The organism is Roseomonas aeriglobus (assembly GCA_016937575.1).
GTDB classification, from domain to species: Bacteria; Pseudomonadota; Alphaproteobacteria; order Sphingomonadales; family Sphingomonadaceae; genus Sphingomonas; species Sphingomonas aerigloba.
Genome location: JAFHKN010000002.1, coordinates 1163729 through 1183709 on the forward strand (window position 1 = coordinate 1163729; position 19981 = coordinate 1183709).

19 protein-coding genes and 1 tRNA gene are annotated in these 19981 nt (G+C 65.9%); 11 read left to right on the forward strand and 9 right to left on the reverse strand.

What is annotated here, in order from left to right:
• Position 1: 1 nt before the first annotated feature.
• Positions 2-1102 carry a DUF3089 domain-containing protein gene (locus tag JW805_06050; GenBank protein ID MBN2971578.1) on the reverse strand — a complete coding sequence of 367 codons (1101 nt, stop codon included), beginning with the start codon at positions 1100-1102 and terminating at the stop codon, positions 2-4.
• Between the two features lie 135 nt (positions 1103-1237).
• Between JW805_06050 and gatC the strand changes: the two genes are divergently transcribed.
• From gatC to JW805_06080, 6 genes are all read left to right on the forward strand, one after another.
• Positions 1238-1525: an Asp-tRNA(Asn)/Glu-tRNA(Gln) amidotransferase subunit GatC gene (gene gatC / locus JW805_06055; protein ID MBN2971579.1), complete on the forward strand. Its 288-nt coding sequence runs from the start codon at positions 1238-1240 to the stop codon at positions 1523-1525.
• Complete coding sequence (gene gatA / locus JW805_06060; protein ID MBN2971580.1) at positions 1525-3009, forward strand: Asp-tRNA(Asn)/Glu-tRNA(Gln) amidotransferase subunit GatA; 1485 nt, start codon at positions 1525-1527, stop codon at positions 3007-3009. The genes gatC and gatA overlap by 1 nt, the downstream gene beginning before the upstream one ends.
• A 155-nt stretch (positions 3010-3164) precedes the next feature.
• Positions 3165-4625: an Asp-tRNA(Asn)/Glu-tRNA(Gln) amidotransferase subunit GatB gene (gatB, locus tag JW805_06065; protein MBN2971581.1), complete on the forward strand. Its 1461-nt coding sequence runs from the start codon at positions 3165-3167 to the stop codon at positions 4623-4625.
• On the forward strand, positions 4615-5019 hold the full coding sequence (locus JW805_06070; GenBank protein MBN2971582.1) for a GFA family protein: 405 nt from the start codon (positions 4615-4617) through the stop codon (positions 5017-5019). Before gatB ends, JW805_06070 begins: the two co-directional genes overlap by 11 nt.
• Positions 5020-5106: 87 nt before the next feature.
• On the forward strand, positions 5107-5733 hold the full coding sequence (locus JW805_06075) for a hypothetical protein (protein ID MBN2971583.1): 627 nt from the start codon (positions 5107-5109) through the stop codon (positions 5731-5733).
• The gene (locus JW805_06080; GenBank protein MBN2971584.1) at positions 5730-6578 is read left to right on the forward strand and encodes a hypothetical protein; all 849 of its coding nucleotides are present in this window, start codon (positions 5730-5732) and stop codon (positions 6576-6578) included. Before JW805_06075 ends, JW805_06080 begins: the two co-directional genes overlap by 4 nt.
• Positions 6579-6627: 49 nt before the next feature.
• Here JW805_06080 and JW805_06085 read toward each other — a convergent pair whose 3' ends face one another.
• Both JW805_06085 and JW805_06090 read right to left on the reverse strand, forming a co-directional pair.
• On the reverse strand, positions 6628-6801 hold the full coding sequence (locus JW805_06085; protein MBN2971585.1) for a hypothetical protein: 174 nt from the start codon (positions 6799-6801) through the stop codon (positions 6628-6630).
• 54 nt (positions 6802-6855) lie between these two features.
• A complete protein-coding gene (locus tag JW805_06090) occupies positions 6856-7935 on the reverse strand; it encodes an ionic transporter y4hA (GenBank protein ID MBN2971586.1) in 1080 nt (359 codons plus the stop codon).
• Positions 7936-8141: 206 nt separating this feature from the next.
• Between JW805_06090 and JW805_06095 the strand changes: the two genes are divergently transcribed.
• Genes JW805_06095 through JW805_06105 form a run of 3 tightly spaced genes read left to right on the forward strand, consistent with a single transcriptional unit; the run spans position 8142 to position 12270 of the window.
• Positions 8142-10265: a TonB-dependent siderophore receptor gene (locus JW805_06095; GenBank protein MBN2971587.1), complete on the forward strand. Its 2124-nt coding sequence runs from the start codon at positions 8142-8144 to the stop codon at positions 10263-10265.
• A complete protein-coding gene (locus tag JW805_06100; protein MBN2971588.1) occupies positions 10265-10810 on the forward strand; it encodes a hypothetical protein in 546 nt (181 codons plus the stop codon). The genes JW805_06095 and JW805_06100 overlap by 1 nt, the downstream gene beginning before the upstream one ends.
• Complete coding sequence (locus tag JW805_06105) at positions 10807-12270, forward strand: PepSY domain-containing protein (protein MBN2971589.1); 1464 nt, start codon at positions 10807-10809, stop codon at positions 12268-12270. Before JW805_06100 ends, JW805_06105 begins: the two co-directional genes overlap by 4 nt.
• A 271-nt stretch (positions 12271-12541) precedes the next feature.
• Here JW805_06105 and clpX read toward each other — a convergent pair whose 3' ends face one another.
• The 5 genes from clpX to JW805_06130 all read right to left on the reverse strand — a co-directional run bounded on the left by clpX (position 12542) and on the right by JW805_06130 (position 17548).
• On the reverse strand, positions 12542-13813 hold the full coding sequence (gene clpX / locus JW805_06110) for an ATP-dependent Clp protease ATP-binding subunit ClpX (GenBank protein ID MBN2971590.1): 1272 nt from the start codon (positions 13811-13813) through the stop codon (positions 12542-12544).
• A 109-nt stretch (positions 13814-13922) separates the two neighbouring features.
• Positions 13923-14567, reverse strand: coding sequence for an ATP-dependent Clp endopeptidase proteolytic subunit ClpP (clpP, locus tag JW805_06115; protein ID MBN2971591.1), 645 nt, complete (start codon positions 14565-14567; stop codon positions 13923-13925).
• A 62-nt stretch (positions 14568-14629) separates the two neighbouring features.
• Complete coding sequence (locus JW805_06120; protein ID MBN2971592.1) at positions 14630-15550, reverse strand: glycosyltransferase; 921 nt, start codon at positions 15548-15550, stop codon at positions 14630-14632.
• 184 nt (positions 15551-15734) lie between these two features.
• Complete coding sequence (locus JW805_06125; GenBank protein ID MBN2971593.1) at positions 15735-17378, reverse strand: trigger factor; 1644 nt, start codon at positions 17376-17378, stop codon at positions 15735-15737.
• 85 nt (positions 17379-17463) lie between these two features.
• Positions 17464-17548: transfer RNA gene (locus tag JW805_06130), tRNA-Leu, on the reverse strand.
• A gap of 106 nt (positions 17549-17654) precedes the next feature.
• Here JW805_06130 and JW805_06135 point away from each other — a divergent pair.
• Together JW805_06135 and JW805_06140 are read left to right on the forward strand one after the other, a co-directional pair.
• Complete coding sequence (locus tag JW805_06135; GenBank protein ID MBN2971594.1) at positions 17655-17864, forward strand: hypothetical protein; 210 nt, start codon at positions 17655-17657, stop codon at positions 17862-17864.
• A 7-nt stretch (positions 17865-17871) separates the two neighbouring features.
• Positions 17872-18063: a hypothetical protein gene (locus JW805_06140; protein MBN2971595.1), complete on the forward strand. Its 192-nt coding sequence runs from the start codon at positions 17872-17874 to the stop codon at positions 18061-18063.
• 187 nt (positions 18064-18250) lie between these two features.
• On the opposite strand, the gene JW805_06145 is transcribed toward JW805_06140, so the two are convergent.
• Positions 18251-19954, reverse strand: coding sequence for a M1 family metallopeptidase (locus tag JW805_06145; protein ID MBN2971596.1), 1704 nt, complete (start codon positions 19952-19954; stop codon positions 18251-18253).
• Positions 19955-19981: the final 27 nt, after the last annotated feature.

Consider the following 19981-nt stretch of genomic DNA (forward strand, 5'->3'; position numbering starts at 1 on the left):
CTCAGCGCTTTCGAAACGCCGCCAGGCGTCGGGCTGCGTCGGCGCGAACGTTCGCCCAGAACAGGCTGTAGTCGTACACGTGGTAATTGTTGCCCGGCAGGACATAGGGGCCGACGTCTGGCCCTTCGCCGATCATCAGCAGCCCGCGGCCTTCGCAGGCTGCCGGGGCCCGGCCAGGCTCCAGCGTCGCCGAACTCAGGTCGGCGTTGGGGAACAGACTGCCGAGGTTCGCACTCGCCGGCGCGGTGCCGTTGGACGTGCCGGTCAGCGGGTTGGTGCACACCATCGGCGTGCCGCGCCGCGACTGGCCGTTGAAGCCGGTCGTGGCATCGAAGGTATCAAAGATCAGCGAGGCATCGGCGGGTGCGGCAAAGGTCTGCCACGACAACAGGCACCCGGCCTGGTCGGCCTGCGCGCATTCGGGCAGGCCGAGCGCGGTAAGGTCTGTAGTGCGCGAGACGGGCCAGCCCACGACATAGGCCGCGACGACGCGCCGGACGAGCGACGTGCCCGCGACTCGCTCGCGCAACAGCCGCGTCAGATGAAGCCCACCCTGACTATGTCCCGCCAGAATGATCGGCCGGTCGGGATTGGCTGACAGGAACGCGTCGAACGCCTGGGCGACATCGCGATAGGCCAGGTCGAGCGCGCGTTCGGCATCGACCCGCGTCGTCAGAAACGCGCCGAACGCCGCCTGGCGATAGCGCGGCGCCCACACCTGCCCGCTCGCATTGAAGGCGCTCGCCTGGCCGCGCAGGAACAGGGCTGCGCGATCGTTCGCCTCGCCATTGTCGAGCGGCGCGTTCCAGTGATCGGTCGCGAGATAGCTGGTCGGGTGAATGAAGAAGACCGCCGCCCCACCATCGGCGACCTGCTGGCCGGCCGGCACCCAGAGCGCCGGGTTGCCCGCGATGTCTGGCCGCGCGAGCCACATGCCCTGCGCTGCATAGGCATCGGTCGACAGCCCCGGTTGACTCTCGAAAGCGACGCTCGGCGTCATATAGCGTCGGATCAGGTCGACGCCCCATACCCGGTAGATAAAGGCGGCGGCTATCGCGAGCACGACGAGGGCAGCGACGACATAGAGAAACTTCCGAACCACGCGAACGACCTTTGTGCAGTGCAGCATTGCCGCGAGCCGGGCAATCGCAAGGTCCGTGCATCAGGAATGCACACTGTGCAATCATGTGTGCCAGTGCCTTGCGCTGCGACAAGTCGCGGTGCTAGCCGCACGTTCATGTCCGTAGACGCCGCAACCGTAAAGAAGGTCGCCAGCCTGGCCCGTATCGCCATTACCGATGACGATGCGGAGCGGATGGTACCGGAGCTCAACAACATCCTCGGCTGGATCGAGCAGCTGGGCGAGGTCGATACCTCGTCCGCTGCGCCGATGACGGCCGTCATCCCCAACCATCTGCGCCTGCGCGACGACGTCGTCACCGACGGCGGCGTTCGTGACAAGGTGCTGGCGAATGCACCCGCGGCCGAACACGGCTTCTTCGGCGTGCCGAAGGTGATCGAATAATGGCCGACCTAACCGACCTTGGCGTCCGCGAGATCCGCGACGGCGTCCGCGATGGCAGCTTCTCGGCGGTAGACGTCGCCGAAGCCTTCACTGCGCGCGTCGCTGCGGCGAAGGAACTGAACGCCTTCATCGTCGAAACCCCCGAGCACGCTTTGGCCGCGGCCCGCGAGGCGGATCGCGCGAAGGCGGCGGGCGAGGAGCTTAAAGCCCTGGCCGGCGTGCCGATCGGCATGAAGGACTTGTTCTGCACGAAGGGCGTGCAGACGACCGCGGCCAGCCACATGCTCGAAGGCTTCGTGCCCGAGTATGAATCGACCGTCTCGCAGAAGCTGTGGGATGCGGGCGCGGGCATGCTCGGCAAGCTGAACCTCGACCAGTTCGCGATGGGATCGTCGAACGAGACGTCCTATTTCGGCAACGTGCTCTCGCCGTGGCGGCGCAACGACGGCGGCAACGCCCCGCTGGCACCGGGCGGATCGTCGGGCGGATCGTCGTCGGCGATCGCCGCGCGGCTGTGCCCGGCGGCGACCGGCACCGACACTGGCGGTTCGATCCGTCAGCCGGCCGCCTTCACCGGAATTTCGGGCATCAAGCCCACCTATGGCCGCTGCTCGCGCTGGGGCGTCGTCGCCTTTGCTTCGTCGCTGGATCAGGCCGGGCCGATGGCGCGAGACGTCACCGATTGCGCGATCATGCTGGAGGCGATGGCGGGCTTCGATGCGAAGGACGCGACCTCGCTGAAGCTCGACGTGCCGCAGTGGGAAAAGGGGCTGAACCCGAGCCTCGCCGGCAAGCGTATCGGTATTCCCAGGGAGTACCGCGTCGACGGCATGCCCGAGGAGATCGAGGCGCTGTGGGCGCAGGGCATCGAATGGGCCAAGGACGCCGGCGCCGAGGTTGTCGAAGTCTCGCTGCCGCACACCAAATATGCGCTGCCCGCCTATTACATCATCGCGCCGGCGGAAGCGTCATCCAACCTCGCGCGCTATGACGGCGTGCGCTACGGCCTGCGTGACCTGCCGGAAGGCGCGAACCTCCAGGCGATGTATGCGGCGACCCGCGCAGCGGGCTTCGGCGACGAAGTGAAGCGTCGTATCCTGATCGGCACCTATGTGCTGTCGGCGGGCTTCTACGACGCCTATTTCACGCAGGCCTCGAAGGTCCGCACCCTCATCGCGCGCGACTTCGAGAATGCGTGGGAGACGTGCGACCTGCTGCTCACGCCGACCGCGCCGTCGTCGGCGTTCGCGCTGGGCGAAAAGTCGGCCGATCCGCTGGCGATGTACCTCAACGACGTGTTCACCGTGCCGTCGAGCCTCGCGGGGCTTCCGGCGATGAGCGTGCCGGGTGGGCTCGACAAGGGCGGGCTGCCGCTCGGTCTGCAGATCATCGGCAAGCCGCTCGACGAGCAGGGCGTGCTCAACGCCGGTCTGGCGCTCGAACAGCGCGCGGGCTTCGTCGCCCGGGCGGAGCAATGGTGGTAGATGGGTGAATTTCTGGGGCGCTTGATCTTCGAAGTGATCGGAGAGGGCGTCGTGGAAATGATCCGCTCGATCTTCAAGCGGCGTGCCAAGGGGTTTGTTCCGACGAAACCTAAGCGCAAGCCACGACTAAAACGGCACAAGCGAGGCCGAACGAAATGACTGAGTCCACCTATCGCATCCAGGGCCAGACCGGCGAGTGGGAGGTCGTGATCGGCCTAGAGGTCCACGCCCAGGTCACGTCCAACGCCAAGCTGTTCTCGGGTGCGCCGACCGCGTTCGGGGCGGAGCCGAATACGCAGGTCAGCCTGGTCGATGCGGCGATGCCGGGGATGCTGCCGGTGCCGAACCGCGAGTGCATCCGCCAGGCGGTGCGCACCGGCATGGCGATCGATGCGCAGATTAATAAATGGTCGCGGTTCGACCGGAAGAACTACTTCTACGCCGATCTGCCGCAGGGCTACCAGATCAGCCAGCTGTACCACCCGCTGGTGGGCGAGGGGCATCTGGAGGTCGAGGTCGACGGCGCGACCAAGACGATCGGCGTCGAGCGCATCCACGTCGAGCAGGACGCGGGCAAGCTGATGCATGATCAGCATCCGACCATGTCCTATGTCGACCTCAACCGATCGGGCGTCGCGCTGATGGAGATCGTCAGCCGCCCGGACATGCGCTCGCCGGCCGAAGCAGGGGCGTATTTGTCCAAGCTGCGCTCGATCCTGCGCTATGTCGGCTCGTGCGACGGCAACATGGACCAGGGGTCGATGCGCGCCGACGTCAACGTCTCGGTCCGCAGGCCCGGCGACGAGTTCGGCACGCGGACGGAAACGAAGAACGTCAATTCGGTCCGTTTCGTCATGGCGGTCGTCGAGCAGGAAGCGTTGCGTCAGGTCGAGGTGCTGGAGAGCGGCGGAACGATCGTTCAGGAAACGCGCCTGTACGATCCCGACAAGAATACGACGCGGTCGATGCGGTCGAAGGAAGACGCGCATGATTACCGCTACTTCCCCGATCCCGATCTGCTGCCGCTCGAACTCGACGACGCGTTCCTCGAGGAATGCCGCGCAAGCCTGCCCGAGCTGCCCGACGCCAAGCGGGCGCGCTACGAAGCGCTGGGCGTCACGTCGTACAACGCGGGCGTGCTGACTGCCGAGGTCGAGACCGCCCGCTGGTTCGACGCGCTGCTGGAAGCCGGTGCCGATGGCAAGCAGGCCTCCAACTGGGTGGCGTCCGAGCTCTTCGGTGCGCTCAATCGGCTGGGCAAGGACATCACCCAGTCGCCGGTATCGCCGAAGCAGGCAGCCGAATTGCTCGCGCTGGTCGCGGACGGTACGCTGTCGGGCAGCCTCGCCAAGCAGGTTTTCGAGGTGATGCTGGAAACCGGCGACGACCCTGCAAAGATCGTCGAGGACCGCGGGCTGAAGCAGACCAGCGACACCGGCGCGATCGAGACGGTCATCGCCGAAGTGCTGGCCAAGAACCCCAATCAGCTCGAACAATATCGCGGCGGCAAGGAAGCCTTGTTCGGCTTCTTCGTCGGCCAGACGATGAAGGCGATGGGCGGCAAGGCCAATCCGGGCGTCGTCAACGAACTGCTGAGGAAGGCGCTTGCCGGCTGACGCGATCCGCATCGCCCGGTGTCGTTGCGGGCAACTGACCGCAACGTGCCGCGGCGATCCGGTACGCGTTTCCGTGTGCCATTGTCGCGACTGTCAGCGCCGTACCGGCGGACCGTTTTCGGCGCAGGCCCGGTTCCCGGCTTTTCTGGTGACGATCGACGGCGACTCACGCGTCTGGGAACGAATCGCCGATAGCGGTCGACGCGCCTGGTATCACTGGTGCCCCGACTGCGGCGCGACGGTCTATTATCGCAACGAGGGCAGGGGCGATGTCGTCGCCGTGCCGATCGGTGCCTTCGACGGCGACCTGCCGCGTCCGAACGCGTCGATCTTCGAACGGCACCGCCAGGATTGGGTGGCGATCGTGGGCGACGGGATCGAGCATGTCGACTGACGCCGCCCGAGTGTGAGCAGACCCGGCTTTGCTTGACGCAGGGGCCATGATACGCCCGGCCCGGGCAAAAGAATAAGAGTGCGGGTTATGCGTTCGAAAGCGGGTCGAGCCGCGCTGGCGGTCGTGCTGGCGTCGGTGGTTTCCGCGCCGGTGGTGGCGCAGCAGACGGCAGGCGGGGCAGGCGCGGCAGGCGCGGTGTCGCTCAGCGCATCGCCATTCGGGACGACAGAGGCGGGGGATCCCACACAGGTGCCCATGCCGGAGCTGGCGTTTACGTCGGACGGGACCGAAGCGGCGGACTTCGACAAATATTACGCCTTCCACCGCGCCGGCACCGATTACGCGACGGCGTTCGCCGATATCGTCGAATGCGATGGCTATGCGCGCGGGCTGCAGAGCGGGATGAGCTATATGCAGACGCCCTATCCCTATGCGGGAACGATGGCCGGGGCGCTGGGTGGTGCGGTCGGCAATGTGATGGCCGCCGCGATCTTCGGATCGGGCGAGAAGCGTCGCCTGCGCCGGGTCAACATGCGGACCTGCATGAACTTCAAGGGGTATGATCGCTACGGTCTGCCCAAGGGGGTGTGGGAAAAGTTCAATTTCGAGGAAGGACTGTCGGGCGTGAGCGAGGAAAAGCGGCTGGGGTATCTGCGCCATCAGGCCCTGGTCGCTTCGTCGGGCGCCCTCCCTGGCAAGGTGCTGGGCCTGTGAGGACGATCGCCCTCTGCGCCGCGCTGACGGCGGTCGCTCTGCCTGCGGCGGCGAAGGACAAGGACCCGGTCTTCGTCGAAAGTGCTGCGGTCAAGGACAAGCCGGCCGTCACGCTCGACCCGGTCAAGGCCTATGTCCTGATGCGCAGCGAAGCGCAGACGCCGCTGTACCTGATGAAGGTGCCGACCGCAGAGGACCAGGCGGCCTATGACAGAATGCGCGCCGACGCGCTGGCCAAGGCGCAGGAGAAATATCGCAAGAAGCTCGCCAGTTACGAGCGCGATCTGGCGGCGGCCAAGGCGGCGCGGACGTCGACCGCCTCGCTCGGCGACCGGCCGGTCGAGCCGACCGAGGCGAATTTTCTGTTTACGCCGTTCAATCAGCTGGCGGCAGTCGCCATCGGCCCGGTCAACCGCTTCGCCAAGGTCGGCGGATCGACGTACCTCCACGAACTGACCCCCGGCACCTACCGCGTCTATGGCTTTCTGGGTCTGATGGGCAATGCGATGGCCGGGTCGTGTTTCTGCATGGGCAGCGTCCAGTTTGATGTCGCGCCGGGCGTCATCACCGATCTGGGGCTGGTCGACACGACGACCTCGACCAAGCCGCCGAGCGGCGACAGCGCCTATCCCGCGACCTTGGCCGGACATCGCTATTTCGTCGCGCCGGACGCGGACATGCCGCTCGACCCGCGCCTCGCCGCGCAAAAGATCGTACGGGCGCGCTTCCGTCCGGCAGGCAAGCTGCCGAATTATTTCGGCGTGACCATCACGCGGATTCCGGAAATGCCGGGCGTCCTGCGCTATGACCGCGATCGGATCATCGATCTGACGCAGGGACCATAAAAGCGGAAAGACGGGCAGGGCGGGCGGAGGTGCCCGCCCTGCGGTAATCCTATTGGCCCAGGTCGCGGTCCTGGTTCTTGACTACGCCGTCGGCGCCGCCTTCGCCCATCTGCGCATCGGCCTCGGAGCCGCCTTCGCCGCGGGCCAACGCATCACGGCGGGCGTCGACCGCCTGCTCGATGTCGCTGCGGTCGTCGGTGTCGGTTCGATCGGTGTCGGTCATCATTCCATCTCCTTGGCCGCAAACAACGCGCCGCGTCGGCGATCGGGTTCCGCGTCAGGGAACGATGGTCGTGAAGAGATAGACCGCGAAGATCATCAGATGGACCACGCCGCCCGCGATCGTCGTGCGGCCGGTGCCGAGCGACAGGGTGATGGTGAAGAGCGAAAGGATCAGCAACGTGATCCCTTTCGATCCCAGGCCGAGCGCGAGCGGCAGGTCGAGCAGCAGCGAGACGATCGCGACCGACGGGATCGTCAGGCCGATCGTCGCCAATGCGGAGCCGAGCGCGAGGTTCAGGCTCGTCTGCAGCCGGTTGCGCCGTGCCGCACGGTAGGCAGCGAGGCTTTCGGGCGCGAGGACGAGAGCGGCGATGATGACACCGACGACCGCCAGCGGCAGGCCGGCGTCGAGCACGGCGCGCTCGACCGTCGCCGACAGGCCCTTCGCCAGCAGCACCACGCCGACGAGCGACACCAGCAACGCGGCGAATGCGGTCCATGCGGTCGCCCTCGATGGCGGTTCGGCGTGCGCGTCCTTCGGCATGTCCTGACCGGGCAGGAAATAGTCGCGGTGGCGGACGGTCTGGACGAGAACGAAGGTGAGGTACAGGACCAGCGACACGCCGGCGACGAACAGCAGTTGCGACGGGGCATAGGCGGGCCCCGGCGCGCTGGACGTGTAATTGGGCAGAACGAGCGTGAGCACCACCATGGCCGTCAACACGCACAGCGCCGTGCTGACGCCCCGCAGGGTGAACCGCTGTTCGCCGTGCCGCAGCCCACCGGCCAGCAGACAGACGCCGACGATGAAATTGAGGATGATCATGATCGCCGCGAAGACCGTGTCGCGCGCCAAGGCGGACGCGTCGCCGGCGTCGGACAGCATCAGGCTGACGATCAGCGAAACCTCGATCACGGTCACGGCGATGGCGAGCACCAGCGTGCCGAACGGCTCGCCCACGCGGTGTGCGACGACTTCGGCATGATGCACCGCTGCCAGCACCGCTCCGATCAGGATGAGTGCGGCAGCGATGGTGCCGACGGTTCCGAACGTCACCAGCCCGATCGCGATGGCGACGAGGCCCAACACGGGGAAGGCCAGCGTCCACAGCGGCAACAGGCCGCGCAGTAACAGGGCTCGCTTCGTCGACGGCGGTGGGATGGCGTCGATCTGGTCGGCGTCGTTCACGCGAATGTCTCCCTGTTTGACCAATGTCCCATCGACCGAACGGTTGCGAGATAGCAACGTTTCCGACCAATCACCACGCTATTGAGAATCCGTTGCATTAGCAGGCGAGCTCGGCTAGTCGGCCGTCGATACGGACGACACATGAGAATCACATGACCCCTGGTTTGCTTCTGCTCCTCGCACTGACGGGTGCCAACGACCCGGCGCCCGCCTCGGATACGGATCCGCAGCAGGGCCGCGGCGAGGTGGTCGTCACGGGATCACGTGATGAAGCAAGCGAGGGCACCGGCAGCTACGGCACCGCCGTCAGCCGAACAGCAACCCGACTGGGTCTGAGCCAGAAGGACACGCCGCAATCGGTCAGCGTCGTCACGCGCACCCAGATCGACGATTTTCGCCTGACCGACGTCAACACGCTGTTGCAGACGACGACGGGCGTGAACGTCCAGTCGGTCGAGAGCGACCGGACATATTATTCGGCCCGCGGATTCGAGATTACCAACTTCCAGCTCGATGGAATCGGTCTGCCATTCGCCTTCAACGTGCAGAACGGCGCGCTCGACACGGCAACCTATGACCGGGTGGAGGTGCTGCGCGGCGCCAACGGCCTGCTGTCGTCGACCGGCAACCCGTCGGCGACGATCAACTTCGTTCGCAAGCGCCCGGGTACCGAGTTCGCGGGCAGCCTGACGGCGCTTTACGGATCGTTCGACCAGAAGCGGATCGACGGCGACCTCACCGTTCCGCTGACCGCCAGCGGCAGTGTTCGTGCGCGGGTTGTCGGGGCGTATCTGGATACCGACAGCTATCTGGACCGCTATCAGGGTAAGCGTTCGATCCTGTACGGTATCACCGAAGCCGATATCGGACCCAACACGGTGATCGCGGTCGGCTACCAGCGGCAGGATCATCGTACTCGCGGCGGCCTCTGGGGCGCACTGCCACTATTCTATACCGATGGCTCGCCGACCAACTACGATCGATCGACCAGCACTTCGGCCGAATGGACGCGGTGGAACGTGCTTGACCAGCAGATCTTCGGCGATCTGACGCATAATCTTGGTGGCGGCTGGACTGCGAAGCTGAGCGTCATGCGGCGCGCGGTCGACGAGGACGATGAACTGTTCTACGTCTACGGCACGCCCGATCGCGCGACGGGGCTGGGCCTGTTCTCCTACGTCGGCGCCTTCAACGGCCCGACGCGCGAGCTGACGATCGACGCCTATGCCTCCGGCCCGGTCATGTTGTTCGGGCGCCAGCATGATGTGGTGTTCGGCGTGAACCGCGGTGTGTCGGCGCAGAAGCAGTTTTCCAGCTATCCGGCTGGCACCGGTATCTCGCTGCCCGGAAACACGGCCTTCGAAGGCCGTTTTCCCAAGCCGTCGTTCGGTCCGTTCGACCTGAGCGCGGACACCAATAACAAGCGGGAGAGCGTGTACGGGCTCGTCCGGCTGAACCCGGCCGACGCGCTGAAGATCATGCTGGGCGGCAACGTCACCCGCGCAACGGCGCAAGGGGACAGCTATGGCGTGCCCAACGTCTTCGCCCGCACGCGCGTCCTGCCCTATGCGGGCGTCACTTATGCGCTGAGCCCTAACGTCAACGCCTATGCCAGCTATGCGACGATCTTCAATCCGCAGCGCGAGATCGACGTGGCCGGCCGTACGCTCGACCCGATCGAGGGCGAGAATATCGAGGCGGGCGTCAAGGGCGAATGGTTCGGCGGTCGCCTGAACGCCAGCGGCGCGATCTTCAAGGCACGGCAGAACAACACGGCGGAAGCAACGGATTTCATTGCCGGACGTCAGCGCTATCGTGGCATCGATGCGACTGCAGAGGGTATCGAATTCGATGTCGGCGGGCAGCTCGCTCCGGGGCTCCAGCTGACCGCGGGCTACACCGCGTTGCGGGTCCGCAATCCGGCGGGCGATCCGGTGCGTACCTATGTGCCGCGCAACACCGGCCGGCTCAATGCCGTGTACAGTCCGGTCGCTTTGCCCGCGCTGAAGCTGGGTGCCGCGCTTCAGTACCAGAGCCGGATCGTGCGGGACCAGGAAGGAACGACGCTGGCGGGTACGCCGGTGGTCACGAAGACGACGCAGGGCGCCTACGCCCTGGTCGATGCGATGGCGCGCTATGACCTGACCGACACTGTCGCAGTGACGGCGAACGTGCGGAACATCACAAACGCCAAATATCTGACCAGCCTGTTCTGGGCGCAGGGCTTCTATGGCGCGCCGCGCACCGCGACCGTGACAGTGGGCCTGAAGTTCTGATGGTCCTGCTCGCCGCGCTAACGCTGGCGATCGCCGGCATCCTGCTGGTCCGTCACGGTTGGGGCGGGAAGCGGGTGGTCGCGCTGGCAGGCTGGGCGGCGGTCGTCGCGGCCATGCTGATCCTGGCGGTCGGCGACGGCGCCTGGGGCATCGCAGTCGGCATGACCGCCGCGATGCTTGCCGCGTTCGGTTTGTTGGCGCGCGAGGCATTGCGCACGTCCCCGACCCGCACGCCGCCACAGCGACAGCCGGCCAGCGTAACCCTGCCGCATCGCGCGCTGGGCGTGGGGCGGCGCTTGCTTGTGTTCCTCCTTGTGGTGCCGGTCGGTGTCGCGGCTGCCTATGTTTTCGCGATGGGGGCGGAAGGTGCCGCGGCGCGGCTCGGCTGGCATGCCGCGGATCGCACCGCCGTCGCCTTCGTCGCCGCGCCCGTTGCCTGGACGATCCTCGCGAGCGTGCAGTTGATCCAGCCTGGCCCGGCCCGGATGATCCTCCCGCCCGTGGCCTGTGCCGCGATCGGGTTGCTGCTATGGTGGCCGCTATGAAGCATGATCCGATCGTCGTGCCCGAACAGACGCTGGTCCAGCGCGCGCTGGGCGGGCACGCCGCGCTGGGCTTGCTGGCCGGCGGGCTGCTGTATCTGATCGCGCTGTCGGGCATGCTGGTCGTCATCCACGAACGCTGGCAGCGTTGGGAGCAGCCGACCGTCGTCGAAACGCCGGGGATCGCCCCCGCCGCTGTCCAGGCTGCGGTGGCGACCAAGGCGGGGATGGATGCCAGGGCGGGGAAGCCTGCGAGCACCCACCTCTATGTGAAGATGCCGACGGCAGGACTGCCGCGGACGGTCGTCACGAGCGATCACGGTGCGATCTACGTCGATTCGGACGGACGGGCGGCAGGGCCAGAGGCGCACGCCTGGACCGAGTTCCTGGTCAATCTACACACCTATCTCCACCTGCCGATGACGATCGGGATCATTCTGGTCGGCGCGCTGGGTGTCATGCTGGCAGCGCTGGCAATTACCGGCGTCGTCGCGCATCCGCGTATCCTCCGCGACGCCTTTCGCCTGCGCCCGCGCGGCAACCGCCAGCTTGCCCACGCCGACTGGCACAATCGGCTGGGCGTATGGACATTGCCGTTCGTGCTGGCGCTCGCCATGACGGGCGCGATCATCGGCCTGTCGTCGGTCGGCGCCGACCTGCTCGGCAAGCGCTACCACGGCGGCGATACGCTGGCGGCCTATGCCCCGATCTTCGGCGCCGAACACCCGGTCGACAAACGCCCCGCGCCGCTGCCGAACGTCGCCGCGCCGCTGGCGTATATGGCGGCGGCGTATCCGGACGTGACGCCGACATATGTCACGATCCACGATCCCGGCACGCGCGGGCAGAATATCCAGCTGCTCGCTGCGCACGACCGCCGGCTGATCTATGGCGAGGCCTATCATTTCAATGCCGCCGGCCAGTATCAGGACCGCCTGGGACTGTCCGATGGGCCACTTGGCCGACAGACGGCGGCATCGCTGTACAACCTGCATTTCGGCAACTTTGGCGGGTTGGCGGTCGAGCTCGCCTATATCGCCTTTGGCCTCGCGCTGTGCGTTGTCACCGCGACGGGCATGTCGCTGTGGCTTCAAAAGCGCCGTCGCCGCGGCCTGCCGAGCCCTCGGCTCGAGGGGTTCTGGACGATGGTCGTCTGGGGCACTCCGGTGCTGATCGTCGCGACGCTGTGGCTGCGCGGCGTCAGCGGAGCGGAAATGCCGCTGGTGCCGGTGTTCTGGTGCGGCCTCGCGGCGCTGATCGTTGCTGGCATGGTCGTGCCGAAGCTGGCGGATGCGCGGGCGCTACGGCTGGTACTGGCGGCGATGATTGCGGTGACGGCGCTGGTGCACTTCACGCTGACGCCGCTGGGGTTGCCGGCGGTCTGGGCGATCGACTTGGCGTTGCTGGGTGTCGCGGCGGTGCTGGCGGCAGTGGAATTGGGGCGGAAGCGGGCGACTGCCTAAGCTGTGCTCCGGCGAAGGCCGGGGCGTTGGACGGCGTAAGCTTGCGATCGCCACCGCTCCGGCCTTCGCCGGAGCACGAGCGACGCGCCATAAGCTGACCGTGCTCCCGCGCAGGCGGGAGCCGAGGGATACGTAGGACAGCACCCCGTGGCTCTGGGCTCCCGCCTGCGCGGGAGCACGCAAAAAGCGGACGTGAGTGCGAGGGCACACAAACAAAACGGGCGCCGATCACCCGATCGACGCCTGTTCTGTTTCGTTCGGAAAATCCGGATCAGGCGGCGTCGCCGGCCTTTTCCTTTTCCTTCTTGGCATAGACGCGCACCGGCTCCTTCGAGCCGCCGACGACGTCCTTGTCGATCATCACTTCGTCGACGCCGTCCATGCTGGGCAGGTCGAACATGGTATCGAGCAGAATGCCCTCCAGGATCGAGCGGAGGCCACGCGCGCCGGTCTTGCGGTCGATCGCCTTCTTGGCGATCGTCGTCAGCGCCTCGTCGTTGAAGCCGAGCTTCACGTCCTCCATCTCGAACAGCTTCTGATACTGTTTGACCAGAGCGTTCTTCGGCTCGGTCAGGATCTTGATCAGCGCCGCGGTGTCGAGGTCCTCCAGCGTTGCGATGACCGGCAGACGGCCGACGAATTCGGGGATCAGGCCGAACTTCAGCAGATCCTCGGGCTCGACCGACTTCAGCGCTTCGCCGGTCTTGCGCTCGTCGGGCCCGGCGACATGCGCACCGAAGCCGATCGACTTGCCCTGCAGGCGGTCGCCGATGATCTTTTCGAGCCCAGCGAACGCGCCGCCGCAGATGAAGAGGATGTTGGTCGTGTCCACCTGCAGGAATTCCTGCTGCGGATGCTTGCGCCCGCCCTGCGGCGGAACGCTGGCGACCGTGCCTTCCATCATCTTGAGCAGCGCCTGCTGCACGCCTTCGCCCGACACGTCGCGGGTGATCGACGGATTTTCCGCCTTGCGGCTGATCTTGTCGATCTCGTCGATGTAGACGATGCCGCGCTGCGCCCGCTCGACGTTGTAGTCGCTCGCCTGCAGCAGCTTCAGGATGATGTTCTCGACATCCTCGCCGACGTAGCCGGCTTCGGTCAGCGTCGTCGCATCGGCCATGGTGAATGGCACGTCGAGGATGCGCGCCAGCGTCTGGGCCAGCAACGTCTTGCCGCAGCCGGTCGGGCCGACGAGCAGGATGTTCGACTTGGCGAGTTCGACCTCGGCACCCTTCGCCCCGTGGTTGAGGCGCTTGTAATGGTTGTGCACCGCGACCGACAGCACGCGCTTCGCGCGGCGCTGGCCGATCACGTAATCGTCGAGCACGTCGCAGATTTCCTGCGGCGTGGGGACGCCGCCGTCCTTCTTGCTGACGAGCGCGCTCTTCGTCTCTTCGCGGATGATGTCATTGCACAGCTCGACGCATTCATCGCAGATGAACACGGTCGGGCCGGCGATCAGCTTGCGCACCTCGTGCTGCGACTTGCCGCAGAACGAGCAGTAGAGGGTGCTCTTGGAGTCGCCACCGCTCAATTTCGTCATTCAATCACCTCGTCGCGCGGCAGGGGACCCGCGCTTGAAAATGGCCTGCCATCCTACACGGCAGGCCGGGTCCGGCAAACCCAAATACCGGACCCTTACGCAAAACAGGTTAAGCCGAAGCCGAACCTTCGCCATCCGGCACGCCCGGACGCTTGTCGAATACCTCGTCGACCAGGCCGAACGCCTTGGCTTCGTCGGCTTCCAGGAACGTGTCGCGGTCCATCGCGCGCTCGATCTCTTCCAGGCTCTTGCCGGTGTACTTGACGTACAGGTCGTTCATCCGGCGCTTGATGCGCAGGATTTCCTTGGCCTGGATCTCGATGTCCGACGCCATGCCCTGCGCACCGCCCGAGGGCTGGTGGATCATGATGCGGGCATTGGTCAGCGCGACGCGCATCCCCGGCTCACCGGCGGCGAGCAGGAAGCTGCCCATCGACGCCGCCTGACCGATGCAGACGGTGCCGACCTTGGGTCGGATATACTGCATCGTGTCGTGGATCGCCATGCCGGCGGTCACCACGCCGCCCGGCGAATTGATGTACATCCAGATGTCCTTCTTCGGGTTCTCGGACTCGAGGAAGAGCAGCTGGGCGGTAATGAGCGAGGCCATGTGATCCTCGACCGGCCCCACGACGAAGATGATGCGTTCACGCAGCAGGCGCGAATAGATGTCGAAGCTGCGCTCGCCGCGGCTCGACTGTTCGATGACGATGGGGACGAGGGCGTTCTGAATGACGCTCATAGGGTCGTGCATGATGTTCCCGCTCTTGGATTGACCGCGCCTACATCGGCGTTCGGGCGGGAGGGCGCAAGGGGTCAGGCTTGCGGTCCCGGGATCGCCAGATACGCCAGCCGTTTCATCTCGCGTCGTCCGCGCACGACGGTGTCCAGGATAAGCCCTGCGAACAGGTTAAGCACCGCGACGATCATCAGCCCCGTTGCCAGAATGGCTGTCGGAAAGCGGGGGACGAGGCCGGTCTGGACGTAGGTGACGGCCAGCGGGATGGTCAGCAGGATCGCCGCCAGCGCCAGCACCCCGGCGATCGCGCTGAAGAACCACAGCGGGCGCTCGATGCGATACAGCGTCGCGATGGTGCGGGCGATGCGCGCGCCGTCGCGGTAGGTGTTGAGCTTCGACGCCGAGCCCTCGATCCGCGCGAGATACCGGGTTTCGACCTCGCCGACGGGCATCTTCAGTTCGAGAGCGTGGACCGATATTTCGGTCTCGATCTCGAACCCGCCCGACAAGGCGGGGAAACTCTTCACGAACCGGCGCGAGAAGACGCGGTAGCCCGAGAAGATGTCGGTGAAGCTGCGCCCGAACAGCGAGGCGAGCAGCCCGGTCATCGCGCGATTGCCGAGCACATGGCCGCGGCGATAGGCTTCGGCAGCCTCGTGCACGCGGGTGCCGACGATCATGTCGAGGCCGTCCTCGATCAGCCGCTCGACCATCGCGGGGGCGGAGGCGGGGTCATAGGTCAGGTCGCCATCGGCCATGACGTAGATGTCGGCATCGACATCGGCGAACATGCGGCGGACGACATGGCCCTTGCCCTGCATGCGTTCGGTCCGGACGACGGCACCAGCGGCGCGCGCAACATCGGCCGTCCGGTCACGGCTGTTGTTGTCGTAGACGTAGATGGTGGCGTCTGGAAGGACGTCGCGAAAGCCGGCGATCGTCTGCGCGATCGCGGCCTCTTCGTTGTAGCATGGCAGCAGGACGGCAATGCGTGGCATTCGGCCCCCAAAACCTTCTCCGGAGGGAGAAGGATAGCGTAGCTTACCAGCTCGCTGGTTAGCGAAGCTTGGATGAGGCCGATCGCGCTATTGAGAGCGGGACACCCTCACCCAGCTACGACTAGGGCCGGCTTTCGCCGACCCAAGTCTGCGCAACCCTCTTCCTCAGGGAGAGGGAAAAGGCTTACGCCTCGGCCTTCTTCTTCGCCGGCGCCTTCTTCGGCTTCACGGCCGCAGCGACGTCTTCGCCTTCCGCGGCCGGCTCGGCGGCGGCCTTCTTCGCCGGCGCCTTCTTGGTGGCGGCCTTCTTCACCGGTTCGGCTTCGACCAGCTCGTCGCCGGCAGCCGCAGGCGTTTCGGCCTCGGCCGCCTTCTTCTTGGCCGGCGCCTTCTTGGCAGCCGCCGGCTTGTCCCCGGTCGTGTCGGCCGCAGCCTTCTTCGACTTGCGGGCGACCGGCTTGTCGTGATCGTGGGTGTGCGTGCCGGTGTCGAAGCCGTCTTCGCTCTCGATCGCGGCTTCCAGCTCTTCGCGGGTCACTTCGCGATCGGTGATTTCGGCCTTGTCGAACAGGAAGTCGACGACCTTGTCCTCATAGAGGGGCGCGCGCAGCTGGGCAGCGGCCATCGGCTCCTGGCGGACGTACTGAACGAAGCGCTCGCGCTGATCGGGCGCATACTGCTGCGCAGCCGCCATGATCAGCTGGTTCATCTCGTTCTGGCTGACTTCCACGCCGTTCGCCTGGCCGATTTCGCTCAGCAGCAGGCCCAGGCGCACGCGACGCTCGGCGATCTTGCGGTAATCGTCCTTTTCGGCTTCCAGCTCGGCCTTGGCGGCGTCGACATCGGCCTCATGCTCGGCTTCGTGCTGCAGCTGGTGCCAGATCTGGTCGAATTCGGCCTCGACCATCGACGGCGGCACGGCGAAGTCGTGGCCGGCGGCGAGCTGGTCGAGCAGCTTGCGCTTCATGTGGGTGCGGGTCAGGCCGTTCAGCTCCTGCTCCGCCTGGCCCTTCAGGATACCGCGCAGCTGTTCCAGGCTCTCGAGACCCAGATTCTTGGCGAGGCTGTCGTCGATCTTGGTTTCGCCGGCAACGCGGACGTCCTTGATCGTCAGGTCGAAGGTCGCCGGCTGGCCCGCCAAATTGGCGGCGCCGTAGTCCTCGGGGAAGGTGACCGAGATCTGCTTCTCGTCGCCCTTCTTCACCCCGACCAGCTGGTCCTCGAAGCCCGGGATCAGGCGGCCCGAGCCGATTTCGACCGACATGTCGGTGCCGGTGCCGCCGTCGAAGGCGACGCCGTCGGCGGTCTTGCCGACGAAGTCCATCACGACCAGGTCGCCGGTCTGCGCGGCGTGGCCTTCGGCGGCGTCGTCATACGACTTCGCACCCTGCGCCAGTTCGGCGATGCGCGCGTCGAGCTGCGCTTCGTCCGGCTGTACGGTAAGACGCTCCAGCTTCAGGCCGTCGATCGAGGGGGCGGGGACGTCGGGAAGCACTTCCAGCTCGACCGTGACGACCGCATCCTTGCCCGGGGCATAATCGTCCTCCAGGCGGACCGACGGCTGCATCGCGGGGCGCAGCGCCTTTTCGGCCATCAGCTGCTGGATACCCGACTGGATCGCCGAATTCAGCGCATCGGCGGCAATCGCCTCGCCATGCATCTTGCGGATCAGGTTCGCCGGAACCTTGCCGGGGCGGAAGCCGGGCATGCGGATCTGCGGGGCCATACGCTTCACCTCGGCGTCGACCTTGCTGTCGATGTCCTTGGCGGTGATGGTAAGCGTAAAGGCGCGCTTGAGGCCTTCGTTCAGCGTCTCGACGGTCTGCATGGTTGCGGCTTGGCTTTCTGAACTAAAAAGAGGAATCCGTTAACGGCGACCCACCTCCCGCGCGTGTCGCGTGAGAATGGATAGCTGGTGCGGGCGAAGGGACTCGAACCCCCACATCTTGCGATACTGGTACCTAAAACCAGCGCGTCTACCAATTCCGCCACGCCCGCGCGGCGGTTGGAGCCGCCGGTTGCGGCGGGCTCTATAGCAAAGCGTCTGCCTGGCGCAACCGCCGCGATGTGCAGGCGTTGGAGGGCGGTAAAGGAGATCAAGTCGATGCCGGTCGAACCGCCTATTCCCTCACCCGACGCCCCCCCGCCCGAAGCCCCGCCGCCGCCGATGCCGGGTCAGCCGGGGCCGGGCACGCCGCAGCCGGAAACTCCGCCGATGCCGGGCACGCCCGCGCAGCCGACCACGCCTCCGCCAGAGGTGTCACCGCCGACCCCGGATATCGACGTGCCGTCGCCGGGAACGGTGGTCGGGTAGAAGAGGAATGGGTTCAGAGAAGGCGAAAGGCGCGAAGAAGAAAAGCCCAAAGACCGCGAAGCGGTCAAAAAAGGCATTTGGCCTTTATGTAAGCGCCTTGCAGTTGCTGGGATATCTTCTCTTTGCGCCTTCGCGCCTTCTCTGCAAAACCTACTTCTTCTTTGCCGATGCTGCCAAGGCCAACCCCATCGCTACCTGAAGCGCCCCGTAGAGCCGCCGATGTCCGGGCTTTCCACGAAACGGAGCGACGAGCATCTCTGTGCCGGCTGCGTTCTCCTCCCACAGTTCAACGTGCCGCTGCGGCTGCAGCAGTCCGAGCAGGCCGTCGCCGATCATAAACACGGCAGCCATTTCGACAGCGCGGCCGGTCCAGTTCGCCTCGCGACTCATCTCTTCCGCGCCGCGGACGCTTGGGCCTGCACCGCCTCGATCGCTGCAGAACGGCGCAGCACGCGGGCCATCGGGTCGATCACGACATGCGCCGTTTCCGGAACGGTCAGCGTATCGCGGCCGCCGGTCATCGCCAGGCGCGTGACCTTGCCGTCGACCTCGACCTCGATCGGCATGGGGAAGGGCTTGTTCTTCGGCGTCTTCCACTGGAGCGTCAGCCGGCTGCCCTCGCGCGTTTCGACCAGGTCGGGCAGGGCGGCCTCGTCGAGATAGACGTCGAAGAACCAGCCATAGTCGGCACCGGTCACCTGATTGACGATCTGGCGATATTCCTTCGCGGAACTGAACCGCGGCGCGAAATTGCCCGGGCGGGGATCGGGGCGGCCGTACACCGCGCGGCGTGTGATGTCGAAGAAGGCGGCGTCCCCGACCAGGCCGCGCAGCGTGTGGAGCATCCACGAGCCCTTGACGTAGATGTCGCCGCCCGGACCCTTGGCGTCATTGTAGACGTCGTCCGACACCATCGACTTGCCCGACACGATCGGCATGCGGTTCGCGATCGTTTCGCGCTGCTTCATCAGCATCGTCAGATAACGGGCATCGCCTTCGCGCCACTTGCCATAGAGCGGCTGCATGTAGGCGCCGTAGCTTTCGTGCATCCAGAAATCGTCCCAGTCGGCCGCGGTCAGCTGGTTTGCGAACCATTCGTGACTGAATTCATGCTGGAACAGCCAGTCGAACCCCTCGGGTGCCTTCTTGTAGCCATTGCCGTACGCGTTGATCGTCTGGTGCTCCATGCCCAGATGCGGCGTCTCGACCACGCCCACCTTCTCGTCGCCAAAGGGGAAGGGGCCGATCACGCTTTCGAAGAAGTCGAGCGTCGGGGCAAATTCGGCGAACAGCCCCTTTGCCTGAGCCTCCTCGCCCGGCAGATACCAATAGTACATCGGAATCGTGTTGCCGAAGCGGCTCTTGTAACTGCCCTTCATCTCTTCGTAGGGCCCGACGTTCAGCGCGATCGCATAGGTGTTCGGATTGCGCGTCGACCAGTGCCAGGTCGTGCGACCATCGGGCAAGGTATCGACCGATTTCAGCACCCCGTTGGACGGCGCCTTCAGCCCCTTGGGCACGGTGATGTGCAGGTCCATCCGCTTCGGTTCGAACGTCGGCGAATCGATGCATGGCCAGAACAGGTCGCAGCCGGTGCCCTGGATGGCGGTCGCGATCCACGGCCGGCCGTCCTTCGTCTTCGACCAAACGAAGCCGCCGTCCCATGGCGCGCGCACGGCGACATGCGGCGTGCCGCCGTAGGTGATGCGGACCGCGAAAGCGGTGCCGGTGGCGATGCGGCGCGGCGGCGTGACGATCAGGCGTCCATCGGGATTGTTCCACGCGGCCGGCGGCAGCGGTCGCCCGTCGAGGCTGATCGCGCTGACCGGCAGGTTCTTGTCGAGGTCGATCGGAATGCGGTCGACTGGCCCCTTGGCGACGAAACGCAGCGTGGCGATGCCCGCAATCTGCTCGCGGTCGGGAAACACCTCGATCGCCAGGTCGACGGTATCGAGCGTCAGCTTCGCCTGGTCGGGCGTTACCGGACCACCCGAGCGCGCGGTCTGTTCGGTGATCGGCGGCTTGCCCGCTTCCGGCGCGGCGGAGGCGACCGTCGCAAAACCGGCCAGGGCAGCGCCCGCCATCATCATCGACATTCTCGTCCGCATCCCATTACC